We start from the raw sequence: 23,469 nt of genomic DNA on the forward strand, positions 1-23,469 counted from the left end.
CGTGGGGGTAAGGTATGGATCGATTCATTGTAAATGTCGAGGGTGCAATTTACAAAAATGGGCGCTGGTTGATCATTAAGCGCAGTGAAAAGGAAGAGCATGCTGGGGGGCTGCTCTCCTTGGTCGGTGGAAAAGTCGAACCGGAAGGCAATCTATCCGACATCTTGGAAAGGACGGTCCAAAGTGAAGTCCTTGAAGAAGTTGGTATTCATGTGAAAAGTGAAATGACATACGTACATAGTACTTCCTTTACGGTAGGTGACGATATCCATGTCGTCGATATCGTCTTCTTATGTGAGCATGAAAGTGGCGAAGCCTACGCGAAGAGTAAAGATGAAGTGGATGGCGTCTGGTGGATGACTTACGAAGAAATAGCCGCTGACCCGAGAGCACCAGAGTATCTCGTAGAAAGCCTGAGGAGGGCAGAAGAAGTCCTTCAGGAGAAAGCAGAGGCCCGCTGATGAATCCTGCGTACCGTGGTGTGAAATTCCGCTATCTGATTCTTTGGATGATCTTGACCGGAGTTGTTCTTTTCGGTGGGGGCTTCTTCTATGTCATGAAGAATGGACCATCAGCACTTACGAGTGTGATCCTGTTCAGTCAATTTGCGATATACGCGGTTCAGCTTCTATGGCTGAAACGGGCTTATCGGAAAAATGATCTTCAATTGAAATCTGTGTTCCAGCCGATCCGGAAGTCCGATGGGCTAGTGAAGAAATTGGGGTTTACCCTGTTTCATTTGACGTTTTCCCTTTCCATCGCGGTATTTTTGTTTTATCTTTTTTCTTTGATCGTACCGGATTTTCTTTTTGATATTTTAGAGGATAATATGTCCACAAGCTCATTCATGGCATCGACGACAATTCCTTCGTTCCTGCTCGTCGTACTGGTTGCTCCTATCGTGGAGGAATTGGTCTTCAGAGCGACGTTGCTGCAGAAGCTTCGGGTGAGGTTCGGTACTGTTGCCGGAATTCTGATTTCATCTGCGATCTTCAGTTTGATCCATATGAACAGCGGTATGATCGGTCATTTTACCATGGGTGTATTTTTGAGTATCTTTTACTTGAAAACACAGAACATCTGGGTTCCGATTCTCTGTCATGCCTTGAATAACTTGATCGCCTTCTCCTCCGCTACGGTAGATGGAGGAAGTGAATTGGATTTCTCACAAGCGGTTGCTGAGATCCAAATGGTCGGTCCTTATGTCGGCATCTATGCTTTCATTTGTTTGGGGCTACTTATATGGATCGCTGTAAAAATGATCAAAGGATTACGTGAAACTGAACATGTGCTTAAAAGTGATGAAAAAGCTGTGTGAGAACACAGCTTTTTTTATGTGAGCGTGGTTGGAAATTGGGATTTCTGTAGATTTCAGCTACTCATAGCTGACCTAATTAGAGGAATTTCGTGTCATGAATCGAAAGTAATGGGGGTGGGTAAAAAGGAGGGGTTAAAGCTTGAAGGAATTCGACACATTCCTTGAAGAATACATAACTGGATGGAGAAATTGCTCTCTGGAGGTCATCGAACTGAGCACCTGGAAAGATTTTCAGGCAAGAGAAGTCCGAGAAATTGATGGTGAATTTCTTGTTCAGGATTACGGGTATGCGGAGTCCATAAAAGGATGGAAAAAAGCATTCGAGGCCTTTCAAGATAAAGAAGTTAAATGGGACTTTCATGAGGTGAATAGGATGCCGCTTCGGCGAGGTGAAATGCTCATATCTTTCTGGGTGACATTAGAACTTGATGGTATTAAGGTCCAATCTGCACATTTTTTCACTGATACTTTCAAACAAATGAACGGTGATTGGAAATTAATCAGAAGCTACATTGAAGCAAGTGTCCCTATTTCATCCGTTCCAAAAGAACCAATCCAATCTTAAGAAAAGAGGCGGAGCCATGCTGTTCAGAGGAGAACAAGTTTGTTTAAGGAAAATGACACTGGGGGATGCAGAGCATTATCATCGCTGGCAGAATGATATGGAAATTGCGCCGTTGGTGAATCCATTCATCGAACTACAATCCCTCGAAGAGGTCGAAAAGAATCTCCAAAGTTTGTTAGGGGCGGACAACCGGAGAAATTACATCATTGAACATTTAGAGGATCGAAAGCCGGTCGGCTATCTTGGATTGTTCAACATCAATCACTACCATAAAAATGTAGAATGCTATATTGCACTATGCGAAGCGGAGTATAGAGGAAAAGGCATCGGTTATGAAGCCATGGAGCTGATGATGGAATACGTTTTCGCGGAAATGAACATGCATAGATTGTCCTTGCGGGTGTTTGCAGACAACGAACGCGCAATCCAAATGTATAAAAAACTGGGATTCATTCAGGAAGGCCGTCTGAGGGAGGCACGTTTCCACAACGGGAAGTGGCAAGATTCATACATAATGAGTGTTTTACAAGCAGATTATCAACCACATAAGGCTCAATGAAGGAACATGTATTCAGCATGTTTCTTTCTTTTTCACTCTAATAATATTAAATATATTAAATTTTAACAAAAAATTTAAATAATCATACATTTTAATTCCATTATATGGTACTATAGGTCTAATCAACAGGGAGGAGGGATGGATGAGCACCTTAGACCTTCAAAAAAAGTTCAATTCGAGGGGGATATGAATGGAGAAGGTTGAAAAACATGAGTATTTGATCAATGGAGAAACGATGGTCATCTTACCGCATTATAATGAGCATGGTCATCTATACTCACTGGTATCGGAGCTTGGTCAGGATTTGGTCGTTGCACAGAAACCGATGGAAATCATCAACAACAGTTGTCTCTATTACGGATCGAGTTATCAAGGAAGGGTGGAAGGAGCCTCACATTTGACGAAATATAATCGGATGGTTCCGATTGTCGTTTGCAACCGATCAGGCATCTATTTCTTTCCGACTCAATCTCCTAAGAGTGAAGCCTGTATATGGTTTGCACACGAGTATATAAAAGAAATCCTTTCTGTTACTGCTGAGAGCAGCTCAGTCGTACTGCGCAACAAGACGACAGTCCCAGTCCAAATCAGCCGAGCCGCAATGGAATCCAAAGTCAACCGGGCAGCACAATACAGACATCTGATGAGTCTCCAGCAGAGGGAAATGGAACGTCCATTATCAGAAATGATGAATTTAGAGCAAGCATTCATCATGGAAACAACAGGTGCTTATTCATTCAATGAACACAATCCTCACGTTTAAAGGAACGGATCATGATAAGACAACAGCATACATAAACGAGAGGTCGAGGGAAAAATGGGGAGAGAAGGTAGACAGCTACGGTTCGAGTAGCTGTCTATTTTCACTGAAGAAAGTTTAAATACTTTCTTCAGTATATGTGCAAATATGCCTTCGCCAAAAGTCTAGGCTTATCAAGTTTTCTTTACACTTCTTCCCTGTAATCAAATCCACATGATTCATTAAAACAAGTTTAATAATGTTCTTCTATGATTTAGGGTGACGATAAGGTTTTTGAATAAGATCACAATGAGTAGAGGATGGTGTATCCTTACGATGCTGAAATATTCGTTGTATGAATGGGAAATGCATGGCCTTGTGCTGTTCGGAAAAGAAAAGCGGAAATGGTACTTTCAATGTCCGAATTGCTTTCACATCCAGTCCGTCCAAGAATTCTTGAAAGAAGGTTATCCTCCGGATCTCGCCTACTCTTATTGTAGAACCTGCCATTACAAAGCGAAGCAAGGGACCTTCGGCAAAGGGAAAATCGTCCAAGTCAATCAAAATCATAATCTCGAAGTCTTCGATTTTGCATGAAAAAGAGGCTAGCCCAAGGGTTAGCCTCTTTCATAGTTATTTAGATAGCCCAGTTGCCATCTTTGAAGAGTTGCACTTTCTCACCGTCTTGCGTTTCCGCGACGATATCAAGGTCAGCAGACCCGATCATGAAGTCGGTGTGTCCACGACTTTGGTTGACACCGATCTCTTCTAGTTCTTCCTTCTTCAAATGACCGACATCCTTCACGGACATCGTAATGGACGTTCCGATTGCAAGGTGACAAGCTGCATTTTCATCATAAAGTGTGTTGTTGAAAATGATGCCGGAATTCGAGATTGGAGAATCGTATGGTACCAATGCGACTTCCCCAAGGAATTTCATACCTTCATCAATGTTCAACAGCTGTTCCAGCGTCTCATAACCTTTTTCAGCTGAGAAATCTACAACTTTACCATCTTCAAACGTCAGGCTGAAGTTATCAATGAGATTCCCCATTGCAGATAGAGGTTTCTTGCTCGCTACTGTTCCGTTGACGCCATTTTTATGTGGGGTCGTGAATACTTCTTCAGTTGGGAGATTCGGAATATAAGATGTTCCAAATGTAGACGTGTGACCACCGCCGATCCAGAGGTGATCCGGGTGTAAATCGATGCGAAGGTCTGTACCTTCAGATGTGTAATGCAACGATTTAAAACGTTTTTCATTCAAGTAGTCGACCTTTTCCGTCAACGTCTTACCATGCTCTTCCCATGCAGCGACCGGATCTTCCTGGTCAATCCGTACCGTGTGGAAAATCGCATCCCATAGTGCTTCGATCGCTTCTTCTTCACTTCTTTCTGGGAATACACTTTTCGCCCAACCAGCTGTTGGTACACCAGCAATCGCCCAATGCATGTCACCGTTCAATTGAGCTTTAGAGAACGCTTGAAGCTTTTCTCCTTTGTCCTTTTGCACCCACATGAGACGCTCAGGTGTAACACCAGCATAGGCGTTTGGATCATCACCTGTAATGTTCAACATCGCATCGTTGTGTTCAGACAAGCTGTTGAACTTGTCGATATCCCATGGTTGCAGGTTATCTTTCACCGTCTCTTCAGGTGCATTTTCCAAATGGATGCGAGTCGTAGCTGTATCGACCCAGTTCACCATGACACGCTTACATCCATTCTCATAAGCGTACTTGGTTACCTTACGAGTGAAATCCTTGGCTTCGATCGGAGAAAGGATCAACAAGCGTTGTCCTTCTTGAATATTCAGTCCGACCTTGACTACCAATTGTGCATATTGATCTAACTTTTCTTCAAATGTTTTCATATGTATAACCCTCCTCTAGGCAAATTTTATCATAGTTTCTGGAAAGGTGTTAGGAATGAGCAATTGTATTTAGAATTATCCAAATTATGACACAGGTATGATAGAATGATTTTGGTAGGCGTATTAGGAAAATTATGGTGGTGAGGTTTTGAAGAAAAGGCTTGTGTCAGGTTTTTTAGGTGTTATTTTAATGGTGTTGAGCGTTGGTTGTTCTGACAAAATGGTTGAGAGTAGCACGTTTTTCGAGATTAAGAAGACGGAAGAAATTCAGGTTAGTGTTCTGGATCGGCCGACTGTCAGGACGAAAGAAGATGCTCAGATCCAGTCTGTAATTGAACTCATTAACGATAAACAATTAATGAAAGCTTCAACAGAGGAAATGAAAAAGATCCATATGCTCAGGAATAAACCTGAATATGAATCGATTGATTTGATGGTTGAAACGACGGAGGAAGTACCAAGTACAACATTGCTTGTATTGAATGACGGACGACTAGTTCTAACTGAAATAGAAGATGGATTAGGAAGGGACTTTTATCAATTAAAAGAACCTTCAATTGAACTGTATAATGAATTGTTGGCTTTATTTGAGCAGGATATTGAAGGAAAGGAAGCGAACCCACACGTCCTTGAACTTTTAGAAAATGATCAGGATCAGGAAGTGGAAGTCGAGGTAGATGTCATTCGATCTTCCGAAAAGACTCAGTAGGTGAATAGGATGGACACATATAAATCTAGCATCTCTCCTTACTTCATGCTCGTATTTGTTCCTCTCTATACGTTCGTTTTACAGACTTACGGCTGGTATTATCTCCTGGCAGTATTTCTGCTTACATATCTCGTTAGCTCTTTTAATTTTATTATTCAAATATATGAGCAAAACTTAAAGTTCGAGGTACTCATCTTTAAATATGCCATCTATAAAAAAACGATCAAACCTGAGCAAATCAGAAAAATTACATTCAAAAGAACGAGTTGGACGAGGAAAAGTGCGGTCATTCATATTCGACAGGGAAAGAATATCCGATTGATTGACTTTGAACCTAAAACGTACTGTGCTAAACTGGAACAGTTTGCAATTGCACATCAGATTGAGATCCAAAAGACAAAGGATTTTCAGTTGCTGGAACGACACTATTCTTAGATTTGATTTTTAAGTAGCTTGGCTTAGCCAAGCTTTTTTATGGGAACTTTTGGCTACAACAGTCGTAAATAAGGTTAGATAGGGAGCTGAATATGGATGAACGGATCTACTTTTTATGAAAATGAACAATTTTTCAACCAGTTCCAAAAGCGGAGGAATCGTTCGGAAAGTCCGAACAATGTTCTTGAAGGACCTGCAATCAATGATTTAATTGGCAGTCCAAAAGGAGATCGGATTCTCGATCTCGGCTGCGGAGACGGTTTGTTTGGAAAAGAGTTACTTGAAAGAGGCGCAGTGCACTATCACGGAATTGATGGATCGGAACGGATGGTTGAACTAGCAAGAAAGGGTTTCGAGGATACACGAGTAGAATTCCAATGCCGCTCTTTAGAAGGATTGAAACTTCAACAAAACCATTATGACCTGGTTGTGTCCCGGCTCGTTTTTCATTACCTGAAAGACGTACAGCCTGTGTTTGAAAAGGTGTTTCATAGCTTAACCCATGGAGGTCGTTTCGTTTTCAGTGTGCAGCACCCTGTCATAACAGCTTCAATGAAGAGCGCAAGCGGTGGGAAACGTGAAAACTGGATCGTAGATGATTATTTCAAAATAGGGGAGCGCACAGAACCATGGATGGATCAGATGGTGACAAAATACCATAGGACGACGGAGCAATACATAACCGAAATATTGCAAGCAGGCTTTCAATTGGAAGGCTTGAAAGAAGGAACGCCGGATGAACGGTTCTTCAGCCAAACAGAAGAATATGAACGTAGAAGTAGGATTCCTGTAGTCCTCATCTTATCTGCCCGGAAACCTTGATTGGAGGAGATTAGCGGTGGCTTTTGAATTGTTCTTCCTATTATTAGAAGCTTTTGGAGAATTCCTTTTCTGGTTCATGCCAGAAAAGAGCAAACTTCAACGGAACATCGACCGTTTGAAAAAGGAGCAATGGTTCAGCCGATTGTATGGAAATGATTTTGATGCATTGATGGAAAAGGACCAGAAGCTGAAAAAATTCTTGAAAAAGCGGAGAAACGTCAGACTCCTCTTGAAGAACGAATACGAAAGGGAGCACTTCATTCGCGACATCGAAACCTCCATTAACGTACCAGGCACCGAAACAGAACCGTTGAAACGCAACAGTTTCTGATTGGTGCCTGGCACCTACTTGTATTCTTCGGATTTTCCTCTTGGAATGCTTAGTGTGTTCCATTCTTTGTTTTTGGCGAGTTTACCGATATAGATGATCTGACCAACGTGTGCTGCGTAATGGGTGACTTGGCGCTGCAATGCTTTAATGACGGTATGCGGTTCGCTTCGTATGTAGACCGTCTTCAACAAGTCCGCTTCCGTCAAGGAATTGAGCGTATTGAATAAGACACCCCAGCCTTCTTCCCAAACCTCTAGCATATGTTCCTGCGTTTCCATATCATCAATGAATTCGTTATCTCGATAACGGTCCGGTTTTTCACCATCTGTAGTAAGGAAGTCGGTCCATCTCGACTTCATATTGCCACTCATATGTTTAATCAAGATTGCAATACTGTTCGATTCTTCATTCGGTGTCCAAGCAAGCTCCTCGGTACTGAGTTGATCGAAAACCCTTTCTGCTTGCTTTTTCAGCCCTCTGTAGTTCTCTCTGATCTCTTCAAGATAGACCTTCTCTAGTTCTGACATATTTACACCTCATTTTTGTAGTCTCCTTTCAGTCATTCGAAGTTACTTAGGAAAAACCCTTTTAATTCGCCGTGAACGATTTTAGAATGTAGGAAGGGATTATGAATATAGTAACGAAGTAGTTAGTCGAAATATAGTAGAAAAGAAGGGGAAATAAAATGCCGAATCATATTCAAGACAAACGCAAAGTGGAAAAACTATCTGAACAATTAATTGAACATAAACTGAAAATCGCTGATGATATTGTATCTTTACGCATGAACAACATGGATACAGAAAATGAGTTCTTTTCCGAGGAATCGCTGAAGGAAAGAGCGGTCGAAATGATCACTCTCATCGCTGAACACCTGCCTAATGATAGAGAAGATGAATACGAAGAAATCATCCGATGGGGATCTGAAAAGGGGAAGAAAGCAGTGGTATTGGATGCTCCGATATCTGAAGCTTTGAGAAATACACCCTATTATCGGCAAGTCCTCTGGGCTTACATTGCTGATTTTGCACAAACTGAAGCGCTGACGAATGATCAGATCATTCAGATTGCGAACCGATTGGATCCAATCCTCGATCAAGCGGTCTATGGTTACAGCAAAAGTTATGTAGAATACAACATTGAAGTAGCCCTTCGTTATCAGGACACGCTACTTGAACTTTCTGTACCCGTCGTTCCACTATTTGATGGAATAGCTGTTTTGCCGATCATAGGAGATATTGATACGAATCGGGCGAAGCATATTCAAGAACGTGCAATTGAGCGTTGCGAGGAATTGAAGCTTGATCGAATCATCATCGATCTTTCTGGTGTGAGTGTAGTAGATACGATGGTTGCACAGCATCTCTTCCAACTGGTCAAAACCCTACGCTTGCTCGGTGTGAAAACGGCCATTACAGGCATCCGATCAGCAGTAGCGATTACAGCCGTCAATCTGGGAATCGAGTTGAACGACTTGAATATCTATACGACACTGCAGCTTGCTCTAGAAGCATTAGGATATGGGAAAGTGAAAGAGGAAACCATTATTTGATCCATATGAAAAAGTATATCAATTGGGAGCTCGTCGTCCTGTTGCTCCTGCTTCAGTGGTTGATCAAACCGATCGGGGTGGATCTAAGCGAATATATATTGGAGCGCATTTTTTTAGGGATATTCTTTTTCATACAGTTGATCATAACCTGGCAAAAAGTCATTTTGACTAGAAGGATTTATTGGTTGATGGCAGGGGTTTTCGGATTGACCGGATTCATGTTGGCACTCAACTTATATATGGAGGGACATGATGGAGTTTCCTCAGCGTTCCTCGGTTTATTGTTACCTTGGTTTATCGAACATAAGAAAAAGATAAACGAAGGTACAAACGAGATGAACGAATCAGTATGATTATTGCAAATAATCGTCGGTGTAATCTTGTCCTAGCGTTACTCTACCTATTCCTTCTTCCGCCAGCTTTTTCTGCAGTTGTTCCAATACATAGAGCGTCACCATTTCAGCGAGATCTTCATGTGCCAACTCATCGAGATGGTCGAAGATCTCTTCTTTACTTTTTGAATCCAGGATGCCGAACACAATCGGGTAGATGTCCTCTTCATCGGCTGAGAAGTGGAATTTGAACGTGTCATATATTTCGTCGACCAATTTCATTGTGCAATCACCTCCGTGTTAATTTACCCACGTACAAATGCCCTCATACGTGTAGAGATTTTCAAAGAAATTTTGTATAATGGGAGTATAAAATCGAACGATAACTTCATACTAGAAAATGTGGTCGTTGGGCTATAGCCAAGCGGTAAGGCAACGGACTTTGACTCCGTCATGCGTTGGTTCGAATCCAGCTAGCCCAGCCATACATAACATGAAAACACTCCAGAGTTTGGAGTGTTTTTTTATATGCATAATAAGGGTAACCTAACCTCGTTGAAGCGTAACATTTGGACCTATTATGAATCCTTGATATCATCATGGTAACTTTAAAATGTAAAATAACTAACAAAAAGAAAGAGGGATACAATGTCAAACGAACTTTTTCAAGAAGGTAAATTAGGAAATGTTTCCGTGAAAAACCGATACATCGTCGCCCCAATGACACGGGTAAGTGCTGATGAAGATGGTCAGGCTAACGACCGAATGAAGGCCTATTACGAGCGTTATGCTGAAGGCGGATTCGGTACCGTGATCTCTGAAGGGCTTTATCTGGATGAGTCGTACAGCCAGGGATACTACAATCAACCCGGACTTGCGAATGAAAAACAGATGCATGCCTGGAAGCCGATTGTAGAAACGGTTCAAGCACATGGTGCGAAAATGATTGCCCAGCTCATGCATGCTGGCGGGCAAGCTCAAGGCAACCGTTATACAGATGAAACGATAGCACCATCGGCTATTGCTCCAAAAGGAGAACAGCTTCCGTTTTATGGAGGTTCTGGCCCATTCCAAACGCCTAAGGAAATAACAGGAGAACAAATCAATGATGTGAAGAAAGCTTTCGTAGATGCTGCTAAGTACGCGAAGGAAGCTGGATTTGACGGGGTAGAAATCCATGGTGCCAATGGTTACCTACTCGATCAGTTCTTGACCGATTATTTGAACCATCGTGATGACCAATATGGCGGTTCTCTTGAGGCACGTCTTCAACTGACGCTAGAAGTCATTGAAGAAGTGAGAAAGGCGGTCGGGAACGATTACATGGTTGGAATCCGGATCTCTCAAGGAAAAGTAGCCGATCAAGGTTACAAGTGGCCGAACGGAGAGGAAGATGCAGAATACATTTTCCGTACACTTGGAAAAACGACCCTTGATTACATTCACGTGACCGACGGAGATGCAACTGAATCCAGTTTTGGTGAGGGCACGAAAACGTTGGCTGCTGCAGCGAAAGAATTCGGTGGTCTTCCGACAATCGCAAACGGTGGTCTTGGTGAACCAGAGAAAGCTGAATCTCTGTTGGAAAAAGGGGAATCCGACTTTGTGAGCCTTGGTACAAGTGCTCTCGCAAACCCGGATTTGCCAAACCGTGTAACAAAAGATGCTGAACTGAAAGAATTCAATGCGAAAGAGATCTTGATGCCTCAAGCAGAAATCAAGGATGTTGAATTAGAAGCAGAAGTGATTAGCGAATAGTAATGAATATTTGAACAGACCTGTTGTGATTCACAACAGGTCTGTTTTTTCTACATATGAAGATTCATTAGTAAAAACGTACTCATTCTATACAGATACAAAGGATTCTCGGGGTCAGGACAGAAGTAGGTCATATGGAAGATTTGTACAAAACAAGGGGGATTTTGATGGGAAAGTGGACTCACGCAGTCGTTTTTATGAGCGTCATTGGATTTGTATTGTTCTTTGTGCCCGGAAATGATTTTCCTCCTGATACACTGGATGCCTCGCTTTTACAAGAGGTGGAGGCTGAAGGTGATCTGACTGAAGAGATGAAAAAGTCGATACCGACATCCTATGAAGCAAATTCTACAGAAACAGCTCTAAAAGCATTGCCTTATCGGGTAACACTTCCCGAAAGCTTGCCATTTGAAGCAGAGCCTTTCCAGGTCCTTGATATCAAAGATTGGAATGATAAAGACGGGAAAGATATCCGGATTGAATTGAGAACCGTTTCAAAAGAAGATGAAGGCTGGATCATGATTGAGGCGGATGATTATGAAAATGGCCGTTACAAACTAGGGATTACTGAAACTGTAGAACTGGTCGACGGTGTGAAAGCGGAGTTTAAAACCAATCAGTCTCTGGAATCGAGCATGCTTCATTGGTCAGTAGAAGGTGTGCATTTTGCAATCAACTACAAGTATGAAGGCGAACCTTACGAGAAAGACCGTCATATCGAAGTTTTGAAAGACTTAGCCAATCAAATGTTGAAAGGTATGTAAGCGGTTACGGTTTGTGAAGAAAACTTTTGACAAATGTGCCTGAAATCCGACATAATGAAAGAAGAAATGTATATGCGCGAATGAAGGTCGTGGGAGAGTCGGGCGCAGGAAGCCGACACCGAAGGAGCAAGCTTCAAAAAACCATGAAGCAAATCTCTCAGGTAAATGAACTACGATCTGACGCATCTCTGGAGAGAGCGAAAGCCACCAAAGGGGTACGAATGAAACTCTCAGGTAAAAAGGACAGAGCGGGTGAAATCACCTTCTTTGTCCTTTTTATGTGTTTTTTTATATATACTCGTTCTCTAAATTAAAGGAGGCGTTACGATGGGTTATAACAGTTGTTTCGATATAATCGGACCGATCATGGTCGGTCCGTCCAGTTCACATACAGCCGGTGCAGTTTGGATCGGTAGAGCGGCATACGAATTGTTAGGCTGCGTACCGGAGGAAGTTGAGATCCAGCTCTTCGATTCGTTTGCAGAAACGTATCAGGGGCATGGTACGGATAAAGCTTTACTAGGTGGATTGCTTGGCTATGATACCGAAGATGAACGGATTAAACACGCTTATGAACTGGCTGAGGAAGCCAATCTCACTTACGAATTTACTTTTGAAGAGAACTGCAGCGAGTTTGAGCATCCGAACGTAGCGATTCTCCGTGTCAAAACGGGGTCACGTACACTTGAAATCGGGGGAGCTTCCGTCGGTGGAGGACTGTCCCAAATTTTTAGAATCAACAATGATAAAGTGGACTTTTCTATAAGTACACATGATGATTTACAACGGATTGTGCAATCGATGACTGAACAAGTTGGTCGATAATTGTGGAGGTGAACCGTATGGATATTCAATCTACTGTTGATTTGCTCGATTATTGTGAGCGAGAAAATAAAACGATCGCTGAAGCAATGATTGATCAGGAACACATCAAATCGGGAAGATCGAAAGAACAGATCTTCGAGATGATGAAAGAGCGCCTTCTGAAGATGGAGAATGCCGTAGAACAGGGACTTCATGACGCATCAGAAGCACCAAGCGGCATTTCAGGTGGCGATGCGGTGAAAATGAAAGCCTATATCGAAGCGGGAGATGTCCTTTCCGGTTCAATCATCAGTGATGCGATGGCATGCTCGATGGCAACATCAGAAGGCAACGCACGGATGGGCGTCATTGTCGCGACACCAACTGCTGGAGCAGCTGGGATTTTACCAGGGGTATTGTTCTCACTGAAGAAAAATACAAACCTTGATAACGATGATCTCGTAATGGGACTATTCACTGCAAGTATGCTCGGATATATTATTGCGAACCGTTCCTTCATTTCAGGTGCAGCAGGAGGTTGTCAGGCGGAAGTCGGTTCAGCGACTGCAATGGCAGCCGGAACCATCGTTGAATTGAAGGGTGGATCCCCACGTCAAGCCGTCCATTCTACAGCTATGGCGATGAAATCCCTGCTCGGTCTCGTTTGTGACCCGGTAGCAGGTCTTGTTGAAGTGCCATGTATCAAGCGAAATGTGATCGGTACATCCATTGCTTTCTCTTCCGCTGATATGGGTCTTGCAGGTGTTGAAAGCCGGATTCCATGTGACGAAGTGATTGATACGATGTATGATATAGGTAAAAACATGCCACGTGCTCTCAAAGAAACAGCACTCGGAGGGCTGGCTGTTACACCGACAGGTCAGAAAGTGAAAGAGCGTTTGTTCTCGAAGTCCAGTCTGGTCAAGAGACTCAGAGGAGGAGAAGAAGATGAATCTGACGATCACGGAAGAAGCGCTTCAACAGTTGAAACAGCTGACATTGGAAAAGGATAAGATTCTTCGCATCGATGCAGAAATGCAGGGTGGATGCGGAACGATGATGAAATTCAAGCTCATTGAGGATGACTCCAGAAAAGGAGATATTGTCATCCATTCGGATGGAATGGACTTTCATATCGACTTGTTTACAAAACGAAATTTAGATGAGGAACTGACATTGGATTACGATTCGGAGACAGGCTTCATTTTTGAATCCGAATGGGGCCCGATGGGGCTTGAATGTCACCTTGCTTAAAAACAACTGCCGATTATGGCAGTTGTTTTTTTGTGGAGATTTTTTTAATAAACTATACAAAATTCCATTATTTACATAATATTCAAACTAATGTAACATGTAGAATATGTCGATTAATCATACATATTAGGGGTTGGGGATAATGAAAAAGTTTGGAGTTCTAAGTGTTGAATTTATCCTTACCATTGTCGGAATCGTTCTCTTAGGTAAGTTGCCCTTCTTGTTCTTTGACATGAAGGGATTCACAGGGGTTCAGAAATTGCTGGATAATGGAACGCTGAATGATGCGTCGTATCTAGGTTATGGGTTCGAATGGAACTGGTCTCGTTACATGTCAGAAGTGATGCGGACAGGCTATGAGCTTTCTCATCTTACTTCATTGGACTATTATTACCTCGGTAAATTTTATCCTGTCTTTCCGACAATGTGGGAGTATTTCCTTTACTCTATGCAAATTTTCAGTGCAGCAATCGTCCTTTCCATTTGCATTGCCGGATTAGTAACCTATCTAATCATGCTTTCTCCAAATCAAACGGTTCGCAAGATTGGTCAAGGAACTGCATCTTTGTTTCAAGCGATACCGGATGTTCTGCTGATCATCGGTTTACAAGTTGCTTTCATTTTTTTATTTAAAAAGACCGGAGTGTTGATTTTCAATGTTCACTCTTCATTTGGTGACGAAGCATACGCCCTCCCAATCATCTGTCTATCAATATTACCTTCTGTATTCTTGATCAAAACAATGTCCTTGAAATATGAAGATGAGCTGGAAAAAAGGTATGTGGAAACTGCGCTGGCGAAAGGTGTGAAGCGGAGCTCAATATTGGTATTACATGTATTGAGAAACACCCTAGTGAGCTTCTTCCACAATTATAAAGTCCTGTTCTGGTTCATGTTATCTAATTTGTTGATGCTTGAAATACTGTTCAGTATGGATGGGTTCATCCAATTCTTATGGAGGGCTGGTACAATCAATCCTCATATCTTTACGATTGGGATCCTTATGATCTTCATCCCATTCTTTATCATCTTTGTTCTTAGCGGATTGTTGATTTCTAGAATTGCAAATGATCAGGAGGGGGTGTTCGGATGATTGTCCGGTTATGGAAGAGTCCTTTTTTCATTTTCCCATTCATCTTGTTGGTTGCGCTTTTTAGTTTGAGTGTCTATTACGATTTACATATTAAAGAGACGGTACCAGAACCACAGGCTTACATGGATGCAAATGGGGATGGAAGATTACAAGCTGCTCCATACCCTCCTTCAGAGCGATTTCCGATGGGGACGGATAAAACCGGATTTCCCTTACACTACAAGATACTAGAAGGAGCGAAATACACGATCGGTTTAGCTTTTGTTATCACAAGTTTGAGAATGATCTTATCTTTATTTTTCGGATTGACTTTACGGAGGTTTCTCCTGAAAATTCAAATTGTCATCAAGGGTCTAACGAATTCGTTCAGTTTTGTTCCTCTATCATTGATTGCTTATTTCTTGTTGTCACCTGTTTTGGTCGTGTTCAGCTGGAGTTTTGAATCAAAGGTCCAATTGATCTTCTCAATATCGGTATTGACGTTGCTTGCTGTTCCGACGCTCACATTATTGATTTCCAGTGAAACAGACCAAATTATGAAGGAAGAATTTATTGATAATTCAAGGATTTTAGGCGGTAGCTATTTTCATGTGTTAAGCAAACATGTTAGACCATATTTGGTCCCTAGGCTCTTCATCATGTTCAATCAACAGATGATACAGGTCTTGCTTATTTTCGCTCACTTAGGTGTGCTCGGGATGTTCATAGGGGGGACTGATTTCGAAAATGTCGAAACGGAACCGATGGCAGGTAATGAGATGGCAGAAAAGTCGATTGTCACTCAAATTACTTCTTTATCCAGTGAATGGGGTGGATTAGTTGCAGGTGCCACAAAGTCTGGAATGCTTCTGAATACGTGGCAGCTCCTTTATCCAGGTATCGCTTTTGGATTGACGATTCTCGCATACATGCTCATGTTGGAAGGGGTTAAACGGTCGTTACTTCCGAAGAGAAAGCGGAAGAAGTATCCCAAACCATCTATTGTCCAGAGCAGCACATTATCTGAGGAGCATGATTTCAAAAAAGTTTCCAACCAATAAAGAGTGAAAGAATCAGAGCCCATCTGTGCTCTGATCTTTTTAATGAGGAGCTCTCTTACAACCATTTCCATTTTATGTCGTCCTTCTAATAGGAGGTTATTGTTTATTAGGGGGGGGTGTATTGTGCGTACGTTCGGAATACTTGTACTAGAATTTTTTCTTACCGTAATTGGCATCCTTTTGCTTGGGAAATTACCGTATCTACTGTTCGACATGGAATCACTTGTTGTCATCCAAAAAGCGATCGATACCGGGAAAATTAGAAATGCATTGTATTTGTCCTATGATATCGGCCTGTATTGGGAGCAGTACAAACAGGCTTTATTGGAAACTGGAAAGCAACTATCACAATTGAAACAATTGACGTATTACGACAATGGTTATGAGTTACCCGTTTTCCCGATGATGTGGGACCTGTACAAAGATTCGATGAAAATCCTAGGGGCTTCTTTCGGCCTATCTCTGATTGTATCGACGTTGTTGACCTACAGCATCATGTGGTTCATGAATGTCAAGGTGAGGAAGGTATTTGGCACGATTATAAACGGTGTCCAGATCATTCCGGATGTTTTCCTCATCTTGTTCTTTCAATTTCTAATCATCTACATCTATCGGAAAACGGATGTATTGCTGTTCGACATCCTATCCTTTAATGGAGATAATGCGTACTTATTGCCGATTATCTGTCTATCCATACTTCCGACAGTGTTTTTGACGAAGATCCTATTACATATCTTTGAGGAAGAGGCGGAAGCAAGATATGTCGAAACTGCGAAGTCGAAAGGCGTGAAGTGGAGCAGGATCCTGATCTTCCACATCTTCAGGAATACGGTTGCGAATTTGTTTTACAACGCAAAAACGCTCTTTTGGTTCTCATTGTCGGCTTTATTGATGCTCGAGATCCTTTTCAATATGAATGGGTTCACAACTTTCATATGGGAGCACGGAATCATCACGCCTGAAGTTTTCATCATCGGTATGTTCATGCTCTTTTTTCCGTTTTTCTTTATATTTGTAATTGGCGGCCTGATCGTCTCCAAATATTCTCTCAATCAGAATGAGGTGTTTGTATGATGATCAAACGTATCTTCATGAATCCATTGTTTCTGATTGGATTCTTGTTCATTGTCGGATTACTGGGAGGAAGCTTTTATTTTGATTTGGTGATGAAAGACAACTTACCTGACAGAACGACCATCCTATACGATGAGGAAGGTCTGCCGAGGTATACCGCACCGTTTCCGCCGATGAAGGAATATCCCTTAGGGACGGACAAAAACGGCTACCAGGTCCTGTACAAAATTCTGGAAGGTGCGAAGTATACCATCTTGATCGCCTTCTTCATTACCGTATTGCGCATGGTGTTCTCTACCTTCTTCGGCATCGTCTTCCGGAGGGTCTTGTTGAAGGTGGAACGGATCATAAAAGGACTGATCAATTCCTTTCATTTTGCTCCGTTGTCCTTGATTGCCTACTTCGTGGTTGCTCCTGTGGCGTTGATTTTCAGTTGGAGCTTCAGTGCCGAAACAGAAATCATTTTTTCAATAGCAGTACTGACCTTGCTCGCAGTTCCGACCTTATCACTATTGATCATGAATGAGACCGACCAGATTCTCCAATACGAGTTCATCCGTAATGCAAAGATTCTTGGCGGAAGTCATCTGCATGTTATGAATAGGCACGTTGGACCATATCTGGGTCCGAAGTTATTCATCATTTTCAATCAGCAGATGATTCAAGTCTTGTTGTTGTTTGCCCATCTAGGTGTGTTGGGATTGTATATCGGGGGTCCTGAATTCAAATCGACGATTAAAGAGCCGACCTATATGAATGAGGTGATGGAGGGGAAGGAGCCTGAAGTCATCCAGACGATCACCTCCATGTCCAACGAGTGGGGTGGACTGATAGCGATTGCCCGTAAGGAATTTCTCATGTATCCTTGGCAGATCTATTTCCCAGCCCTCGCTTTCGCTTTGACGATTCTCGCTTTCACCCTCATGTTGGAAGGGATGAAAAGAGCGGCTAATATCCAAGTGGAACGTACTCGTCAGACAGAGAATTCTACGGAATCACCTGATAGGATAAAAGAGGAAGACTTCAGACAAATTAGAGATGAAAAAATTTCGTAGTAAAGAGGGATCGTATGACGATACAAGAACAGGACCGATATTTTCTCGAGATGGCTATGGACGAAGCAGAACGAGCCGAAAGTGAAGGAAGCATTCCGATCGGGGCAGTTCTGGTTGGTCCAGATGGAAATTCATATGTGACTGGACGGAATCGTGTGCATACGAAGCACGATTCAACCGCTCACGCCGAAGTGGATGCAATCCGCAACGCAGGTGATGCATTGATTAAGAACGGACAGGACCGCCAATATACACTTTATACGACGGTGGAACCATGTGTCATGTGCACAGGCGCAATCTATTTATCCAATATCAAGAGAGTAGTATGGGCTTTAGATGATGGGAATTTAGGTGGTTACCGCATGCTGAGTGAAAGTCCTCAATACAAGGAGAGGTTCGTCAACATCGTTTCGGTGTCAATGCCGTTCATTGATTTGGCCAAAGTGCAAAGAGAACGGATGATTCGCTGGGGAGTGGAGAACGGGAAAAACAACAGTTGGCCCGAAATCGACAAAGAAACCTAAAGGATTCTTCCGAGCAATCAAGAATGCATAATACAGATCTTTAAAAAATCTGAGGAGGTCTGTATCGAATGCATGTCCAATCGATTATTGATGAAATCAACCAATTAGGTGAAGAAATTCTGAAAAAGAAAAAACAACTCGCAGAATTACGGAAGGAAGTCCCTGAACAGGAAGTTGAAAATTATCGTTTTCGCAACCGTGATGAAGAGGAAGTGACGCTGTCCGAGTTGTTTGATGATAAGAATGAATTGATTGTCATTCATAATATGGGAGTCGGCTGCAACTACTGTACGTTGTGGGCGGATGGTTTCAATGGGGTTTATCATCATCTCATTGAGAGAGCTGCCTTTGTGGTGAGCACACCGGACGAGCCTGGTGTGCAAGAGGATGTCGCGGCCGAAAGGGGATGGAAGTTCCCGATGGTCTCTACGAAAGGGACCACATTCAAGGAAGATATGGGCTATGCGAAGGACGGCTATAATCATCCCGGGGTATCGACATTCCGGAAAGACGCTGCCGGTAAAATCTATCACTATGCGCACACCCCACTAGGTCCTGGAGACGATTTTTGTTCCGTATGGCATTTGTTCGATCTTTTGCCAGGGGGCCCTGCTGATTTTAAGCCGAGACGGAAAATCAACCGTGAGACCTCATTGCAGTTGACGAACAACATTGCCATTCAAGTGAATGATTATGAAAAAGCTGTGCAGTTCTATGAAGAGACAATCGGTATGAAGGTTGAGAAAGATCTCGGTGACGAGACAAGGCTCTCTTTCAATGGGATGAACTTTTTCATGGAGCGCTCAGATGGCAACCAGGTCTTTTTCGAATTCGCAACGGATGAATTTGATGAGATGAAGGCACAGTTGCTGGAAAAAGGTTGTGAAATCACGAAGGAATACAGTGAGAAGAGCGTGATGATGGCCGATCCATACGGCATGAAGTTCCATCTTTTCGAAAGCAGTAATCAGTGACGGATTGAAGCTAGTGAGCAGTTCTGTTTGGGAACAAACAGGACTGCTTTTTTTGTTGGAGAGGCTAATCATCCCTATCAGAGCTGAAATCTGGAATGATGGTGATGAATAGAGGCTAATCATCCCTATCAAAGCTCAATTCTGGAAAGTTGGTAATGAATAGAGGCTAATCATCCCTATTAGAGCTGAAATCTGGAAAGTTGGTAATGAATAGAGGCTAATCATCCCTATTAGAGCTGAAATCTGGAATGATGGTGATGAATAGAGGCTAATCATCCTTATCAAAGCTGAAATTCGGATTGAAGGTAATGAATAAGCCCCCAAGAGACCGCGAACACTGCTTTCACACTACACAATGCCACACAAACTTCTCCCTTCGCTAAAATACCCAATAAACTAACAAGGAAAAAATTTTTTCTACAAAAATTCTTATCCCAAATCCCTTCTACATAACGTTCAATTCTACAAAAAAATATTTTGAATTCGAGAAATTAGAATTCTAAATGTTTGAATTCTAAATTTTTCAGGTATATAACCAATGTCTTAAAAAATAATACAAAAGGATTAGGAGTGGTTAGTAGTGAAGAAATTTTGGAGCATGATGTTAACAGCAGTACTTGTTTTCGGCGTAATGGGGGGCACCGTTTTTGCAGACAACCATGATGCGATGGTCCGAGTATTACATGCATCACCTGATGCACCTGCTGTAGATGTTTATGTCGATGGAAATGCTGTCGTTGAAGGTGCGGAATTCAAAGCTTCTACAGATTACATGAACCTGCCTGCTGGAGATCACGAAGTGGAAATTTACGCATCTGGTACGAAAGGTGATCAAGACCCAGTCATCTCCCAAACACTGACAGTTGAAGAGGGAATGGCATACACAGTCGCTGCAGTCAACATGTTGGAAAACCTTGAACTCAAAGTTGTTCAAGACTCAATGGATGTAACAGAAGGTAAGACAAAGGTACGTGTTGGTCACCTGTCACCGGATGCACCGACAGTTGATGTTGGTATGATCGGTGGAGACGCAATCTTCAGCGGTGCTGAATTCCCGATGGTAACAGATTACATGGAATTAGACGCTGGCACATATGACCTTGAAGTCCGTACGAAAGATGGAACTCAAGTATTGGATCTTTCCGGTACAACATTAGATAAGAATACAGTATACAGTGCCTTCGCTGTAGGTACTGCTGACAACCTGGATGTTCTTCTACTGAAAGATTCTACAATGATGCCAGATAGCATGCCTCAAACAGGTATGGGTGGAGCTTCTAATGACGCAATGAACATCATGCTACCATTTGTCGCTGCTGCTGCTCTAGCTGGAATTGGTGGAATCGTATTCTTCCGTCGCAGAGCTTTGAATCAGTAAGGTCATGATGATGAACAAATGGTTTGTCGCAAGCATCATCGTATTCATCCTAGCAGTCGCGAACTTCGCATTCGGTCAAGAAGATCAACCGGTAACCGTTCAATCGGCAAAACAAGAAACGATTCTTGAGCCAAAAGTTCATTCCATTACGGAAGACAAAAAGCAGACTTCCTCTCAAATGAAGCAGGATGCTCTCATCCAAAAAGGGCTTGTCCCTACTAAGATAGAAATTCCTGCGATTGAGGTGGATGCACCGATTGCTGCTCAAGGATTGAACGAGAGTGGAGAGATGACGGTTCCGGATAACGGGGAAGAGGTTGGATGGTTCGAGCCAGGATCCATGCCCGGGAATCCAGGTAATGCAATACTGGCAGGTCACGTTGATGACTACACTGGCCCAGCTGTCTTCTTCCGACTTAAAGAATTGAAGCCGGGTGATGAAGTGATTGTAACGGGTGAGATGGGAGAAACCTTGACTTTCATTGTCCAGGAAGTCGTTGCTTACCCGAAGAATGAAGCACCGTTGCGACAAATATTTGGTCCGTCTAACGAGAATAATCTCAACCTATTAACATGTACGGGAGTCTACGATCGCTCGATCAAAGATCATGAAGAACGTTTAGTCGTCTATACAAAACTCAAAGTATAACAATAAAGGATGGTCCGCAATCTAAGTGCGTGACCATCCTTTTGCATTTATTGATAGAGATAGACGTTAGCTTCATAGGGTTCGAATGTCACTTTACCTTCAGCAGTATCACTTGATTCATAGTTTGAGAGAAGCGGCTTCAGTTGATTCGCACCTTCCATCTCGTTAAAGTCGAAATCTACAAGTTCATTCGTCAAGTTCGTAATGACCAATGCTTTTTTCGAACCGAAAGTACGTGTATAGACATATAATTGAGGATGTTCAGGGAACAACAAATCATAGTTTCCATACACCAAGACATCGTTTTCCTTACGGATTCGGATCAGCTCTTTGTAATAAGAGAGGATGGATTCTGGATCGTTCAATTGTGCTTGAACATTCAACGTCTTGTGATTCGGGTTCACACCAATCCATGGCTCATGACTGGAAAAACCAGCATATGGAGAATCATTCCATTGCATCGGTGTTCTTGAATTATCACGACCAGTCGCCCAAAGGATCTCCATCATCTCCTCATGACTGCTCCCGTTTGCAATTCCTTCATGGTAAAGGTTGTGCATGCCGACATCATCATAATCTTCAATAGAAGGGAATTGAACATTCGTCATCCCGATTTCTTGACCTTGATAAATGTAAGGCGTTCCTTGCATGAGGAAGTAGCACGTTGCCAGGGCTTTTGCAGATACTGCGTGATACGCATCATCATCCCCGAAGCGGGAAACCGATCTTGGTTGATCGTGGTTTTCAAGGTAAAGCGCATTCCAGCCTCGATTTTCGAGACCTTTTTGCCATCCGGTCAGGATGTCCTTGAACTTGATCAAGTCGAATTTCCGCTTGTTGTCCTTATCCCACAGTCCCATATGTTCGAATTGGAAGATCATATCGAAGTAGCCGTTCTCTTCTCCGACCCATCGTTCTGCGTCTTCGATTTTCACTCCGTTCGCTTCACCTACGGTCATTATATCGTATCTGTCGAAGGTCTCACGCTTCAATTCTTGTAAAAAATCATCGATTCCTTCACGGTTCATGTGACCATCAAAGGAAGGAACATACCTTTTATTTTCAGGATTCGGCATGTCCGGGAACCCAGGTACTTTCTTGATGTGGCTGATTGCATCGACACGGAACCCATCAATTCCTTTATCAAGCCACCAATTAATCATATGATAGACATCATTTCGGACTTGTTCATTTTCCCAGTTCAGATCGGGTTGCTTCGTATCGAAAAGATGCATGTAATATTCATCGGTTTTTGCGTCATACTCCCACGCAGAGCCACCGAAAATCGATTCCCAGTTGTTCGGCTCCTGACCATCTTTTCCTTCGCGCCAGATGTAGTAGTCACGGTATGGGTTATCCTTTGATTTACGAGACTCGACGAACCACGCATGCTCATCCGACGTATGGTTCACGACTAGGTCCATAATCAATTTCATACCACGATGATGGACTTCTTTCAGGAGTTGGTCGAAATCCTCCATTGATCCGAACTCGGTCATGATATCCTTGTAATCACTGATGTCATAACCATTATCCGCATTTGGAGATTGATAGATCGGGCATACCCAAATCACATCAATTCCTAAGTCTTTTAAGTAATCCAATTCTGAAATGATTCCTTGAATATCTCCAATCCCGTCACCATTACTATCTTTAAAGCTTCGGGGATAGATTTGATAAACCACGCTTTCTTTCCACCATTGCTTATTCATTGTCTCTCTCCTTAATTCTCTCTATCTTTTTAAAATAGGTACTATATCGATAATTAGTGCAAGCGTTTGCATTACTTTGTAATCCTTATGATACCGTTTTCTTTTTTAGAATGCAATGACGAAACGAAAGTTCTATCCATATTGAAATAAAATGA

At 42.5% G+C, this 23,469-nt stretch carries 29 protein-coding genes, 1 tRNA gene and 1 riboswitch; of the genes, 26 read left to right on the top strand and 4 right to left on the bottom strand.

What is annotated here, in order from left to right; genetic code table 11:
- The first annotated feature begins 14 nt into the window (after window positions 1-14).
- The 6 genes from ACSVDE_RS03265 (at window position 15) to ACSVDE_RS03290 (ending at window position 3,778) form a co-directional block, all read left to right on the top strand.
- Complete coding sequence (locus ACSVDE_RS03265; protein WP_439299532.1) at window positions 15-461, top strand: NUDIX hydrolase; 447 nt, start codon at window positions 15-17, stop codon at window positions 459-461.
- Window positions 461-1,318: a lysostaphin resistance A-like protein gene (locus tag ACSVDE_RS03270; protein ID WP_439299533.1), complete on the top strand. Its 858-nt coding sequence runs from the start codon at window positions 461-463 to the stop codon at window positions 1,316-1,318. Before ACSVDE_RS03265 ends, ACSVDE_RS03270 begins: the two co-directional genes overlap by 1 nt.
- A 139-nt stretch (window positions 1,319-1,457) precedes the next feature.
- Window positions 1,458-1,883 carry a hypothetical protein gene (locus ACSVDE_RS03275; protein WP_439299534.1) on the top strand — a complete coding sequence of 142 codons (426 nt, stop codon included), beginning with the start codon at window positions 1,458-1,460 and terminating at the stop codon, window positions 1,881-1,883.
- Window positions 1,884-1,899: 16 nt separating this feature from the next.
- Complete coding sequence (locus tag ACSVDE_RS03280; protein WP_439299535.1) at window positions 1,900-2,442, top strand: GNAT family N-acetyltransferase; 543 nt, start codon at window positions 1,900-1,902, stop codon at window positions 2,440-2,442.
- Between the two features lie 190 nt (window positions 2,443-2,632).
- On the top strand, window positions 2,633-3,205 hold the full coding sequence (locus ACSVDE_RS03285; protein ID WP_439299536.1) for a competence protein ComK: 573 nt from the start codon (window positions 2,633-2,635) through the stop codon (window positions 3,203-3,205).
- 312 nt (window positions 3,206-3,517) lie between these two features.
- Window positions 3,518-3,778, top strand: a complete 261-nt coding sequence (locus ACSVDE_RS03290) for a VVA0879 family protein (RefSeq protein ID WP_439299537.1) — start codon at window positions 3,518-3,520, stop codon at window positions 3,776-3,778.
- A gap of 40 nt (window positions 3,779-3,818) precedes the next feature.
- Here the strand turns inward: ACSVDE_RS03290 and ACSVDE_RS03295 are convergent, their stop codons facing one another.
- The gene (locus ACSVDE_RS03295) at window positions 3,819-5,054 is read right to left on the bottom strand and encodes an aminopeptidase (protein ID WP_439299538.1); all 1,236 of its coding nucleotides are present in this window, start codon (window positions 5,052-5,054) and stop codon (window positions 3,819-3,821) included.
- A 190-nt stretch (window positions 5,055-5,244) separates the two neighbouring features.
- Here ACSVDE_RS03295 and ACSVDE_RS03300 point away from each other — a divergent pair, with 190 nt between their 5' ends.
- The 4 genes from ACSVDE_RS03300 (at window position 5,245) to ACSVDE_RS03315 (ending at window position 7,351) form a co-directional block, all read left to right on the top strand.
- The gene (locus ACSVDE_RS03300; RefSeq protein WP_439299539.1) at window positions 5,245-5,763 is read left to right on the top strand and encodes a hypothetical protein; all 519 of its coding nucleotides are present in this window, start codon (window positions 5,245-5,247) and stop codon (window positions 5,761-5,763) included.
- A gap of 9 nt (window positions 5,764-5,772) precedes the next feature.
- Window positions 5,773-6,198 (top strand): hypothetical protein, encoded by a 426-nt coding sequence (locus tag ACSVDE_RS03305; RefSeq protein ID WP_439299540.1) that lies wholly within the window; start codon window positions 5,773-5,775, stop codon window positions 6,196-6,198.
- A 96-nt stretch (window positions 6,199-6,294) separates the two neighbouring features.
- On the top strand, window positions 6,295-7,020 hold the full coding sequence (locus ACSVDE_RS03310; RefSeq protein ID WP_439299541.1) for a class I SAM-dependent DNA methyltransferase: 726 nt from the start codon (window positions 6,295-6,297) through the stop codon (window positions 7,018-7,020).
- 16 nt (window positions 7,021-7,036) lie between these two features.
- Window positions 7,037-7,351, top strand: coding sequence for a hypothetical protein (locus ACSVDE_RS03315; RefSeq protein WP_439299542.1), 315 nt, complete (start codon window positions 7,037-7,039; stop codon window positions 7,349-7,351).
- A gap of 14 nt (window positions 7,352-7,365) precedes the next feature.
- Here ACSVDE_RS03315 and ACSVDE_RS03320 read toward each other — a convergent pair whose 3' ends face one another.
- A complete protein-coding gene (locus tag ACSVDE_RS03320) occupies window positions 7,366-7,878 on the bottom strand; it encodes a DUF1572 family protein (RefSeq protein ID WP_439299543.1) in 513 nt (170 codons plus the stop codon).
- A gap of 158 nt (window positions 7,879-8,036) precedes the next feature.
- Between ACSVDE_RS03320 and ACSVDE_RS03325 the strand changes: the two genes are divergently transcribed.
- Complete coding sequence (locus tag ACSVDE_RS03325) at window positions 8,037-8,903, top strand: STAS domain-containing protein (RefSeq protein ID WP_439299544.1); 867 nt, start codon at window positions 8,037-8,039, stop codon at window positions 8,901-8,903.
- Window positions 8,900-9,256, top strand: coding sequence for a hypothetical protein (locus ACSVDE_RS03330; protein ID WP_439299545.1), 357 nt, complete (start codon window positions 8,900-8,902; stop codon window positions 9,254-9,256). Before ACSVDE_RS03325 ends, ACSVDE_RS03330 begins: the two co-directional genes overlap by 4 nt.
- Here the strand turns inward: ACSVDE_RS03330 and ACSVDE_RS03335 are convergent, their stop codons facing one another.
- On the bottom strand, window positions 9,257-9,517 hold the full coding sequence (locus tag ACSVDE_RS03335; RefSeq protein ID WP_439299546.1) for a DUF6154 family protein: 261 nt from the start codon (window positions 9,515-9,517) through the stop codon (window positions 9,257-9,259). It lies immediately after the preceding gene.
- Between the two features lie 128 nt (window positions 9,518-9,645).
- On the opposite strand from ACSVDE_RS03335, the gene ACSVDE_RS03340 reads away from it, so the two are divergent.
- The 14 genes from ACSVDE_RS03340 (at window position 9,646) to ACSVDE_RS03405 (ending at window position 21,602) form a co-directional block, all read left to right on the top strand.
- Window positions 9,646-9,720 (top strand) — tRNA-Gln (locus tag ACSVDE_RS03340).
- A 163-nt stretch (window positions 9,721-9,883) separates the two neighbouring features.
- Window positions 9,884-10,993 (top strand): NADH:flavin oxidoreductase, encoded by a 1,110-nt coding sequence (locus ACSVDE_RS03345; protein WP_439299547.1) that lies wholly within the window; start codon window positions 9,884-9,886, stop codon window positions 10,991-10,993.
- A gap of 167 nt (window positions 10,994-11,160) precedes the next feature.
- Window positions 11,161-11,757: a hypothetical protein gene (locus ACSVDE_RS03350; RefSeq protein ID WP_439299548.1), complete on the top strand. Its 597-nt coding sequence runs from the start codon at window positions 11,161-11,163 to the stop codon at window positions 11,755-11,757.
- A gap of 80 nt (window positions 11,758-11,837) precedes the next feature.
- A riboswitch (glycine riboswitch) is annotated at window positions 11,838-11,940 on the top strand.
- Between the two features lie 144 nt (window positions 11,941-12,084).
- Window positions 12,085-12,582, top strand: a complete 498-nt coding sequence (locus ACSVDE_RS03355) for a serine dehydratase beta chain (protein WP_439299549.1) — start codon at window positions 12,085-12,087, stop codon at window positions 12,580-12,582.
- A gap of 17 nt (window positions 12,583-12,599) precedes the next feature.
- Complete coding sequence (sdaAA, locus tag ACSVDE_RS03360; protein ID WP_439299550.1) at window positions 12,600-13,574, top strand: L-serine ammonia-lyase, iron-sulfur-dependent, subunit alpha; 975 nt, start codon at window positions 12,600-12,602, stop codon at window positions 13,572-13,574.
- A complete protein-coding gene (locus ACSVDE_RS03365; protein WP_439299551.1) occupies window positions 13,510-13,815 on the top strand; it encodes an iron-sulfur cluster biosynthesis family protein in 306 nt (101 codons plus the stop codon). The genes sdaAA and ACSVDE_RS03365 overlap by 65 nt, the downstream gene beginning before the upstream one ends.
- 142 nt (window positions 13,816-13,957) lie before the next feature.
- Complete coding sequence (locus tag ACSVDE_RS03370; RefSeq protein WP_439299552.1) at window positions 13,958-14,908, top strand: ABC transporter permease subunit; 951 nt, start codon at window positions 13,958-13,960, stop codon at window positions 14,906-14,908.
- Window positions 14,905-15,948, top strand: coding sequence for a hypothetical protein (locus ACSVDE_RS03375; protein WP_439299553.1), 1,044 nt, complete (start codon window positions 14,905-14,907; stop codon window positions 15,946-15,948). The genes ACSVDE_RS03370 and ACSVDE_RS03375 overlap by 4 nt, the downstream gene beginning before the upstream one ends.
- 123 nt (window positions 15,949-16,071) lie before the next feature.
- Window positions 16,072-17,022 (top strand): ABC transporter permease subunit, encoded by a 951-nt coding sequence (locus tag ACSVDE_RS03380; RefSeq protein WP_439299554.1) that lies wholly within the window; start codon window positions 16,072-16,074, stop codon window positions 17,020-17,022.
- Window positions 17,019-18,077 (top strand): ABC transporter permease, encoded by a 1,059-nt coding sequence (locus tag ACSVDE_RS03385; RefSeq protein WP_439299555.1) that lies wholly within the window; start codon window positions 17,019-17,021, stop codon window positions 18,075-18,077. The genes ACSVDE_RS03380 and ACSVDE_RS03385 overlap by 4 nt, the downstream gene beginning before the upstream one ends.
- A 14-nt stretch (window positions 18,078-18,091) precedes the next feature.
- Window positions 18,092-18,601 carry a nucleoside deaminase gene (locus ACSVDE_RS03390; protein ID WP_439299556.1) on the top strand — a complete coding sequence of 170 codons (510 nt, stop codon included), beginning with the start codon at window positions 18,092-18,094 and terminating at the stop codon, window positions 18,599-18,601.
- A gap of 68 nt (window positions 18,602-18,669) precedes the next feature.
- The gene (locus tag ACSVDE_RS03395) at window positions 18,670-19,575 is read left to right on the top strand and encodes a DUF899 family protein (protein ID WP_439299557.1); all 906 of its coding nucleotides are present in this window, start codon (window positions 18,670-18,672) and stop codon (window positions 19,573-19,575) included.
- Between the two features lie 580 nt (window positions 19,576-20,155).
- Window positions 20,156-20,953 (top strand): DUF4397 domain-containing protein, encoded by a 798-nt coding sequence (locus ACSVDE_RS03400; RefSeq protein ID WP_439299558.1) that lies wholly within the window; start codon window positions 20,156-20,158, stop codon window positions 20,951-20,953.
- 10 nt (window positions 20,954-20,963) lie between these two features.
- Window positions 20,964-21,602, top strand: a complete 639-nt coding sequence (locus ACSVDE_RS03405) for a class F sortase (protein ID WP_439299559.1) — start codon at window positions 20,964-20,966, stop codon at window positions 21,600-21,602.
- 47 nt (window positions 21,603-21,649) lie between these two features.
- Here ACSVDE_RS03405 and ACSVDE_RS03410 read toward each other — a convergent pair whose 3' ends face one another.
- Window positions 21,650-23,314 (bottom strand): alpha-glucosidase, encoded by a 1,665-nt coding sequence (locus ACSVDE_RS03410; RefSeq protein ID WP_439299560.1) that lies wholly within the window; start codon window positions 23,312-23,314, stop codon window positions 21,650-21,652.
- Window positions 23,315-23,469 lie beyond the last annotated feature (155 nt).

Origin of the sequence: Pseudalkalibacillus sp. Hm43 (assembly GCF_051842935.1) — a bacterium.
GTDB lineage: Bacteria > Bacillota > Bacilli > Bacillales > Fictibacillaceae > Pseudalkalibacillus.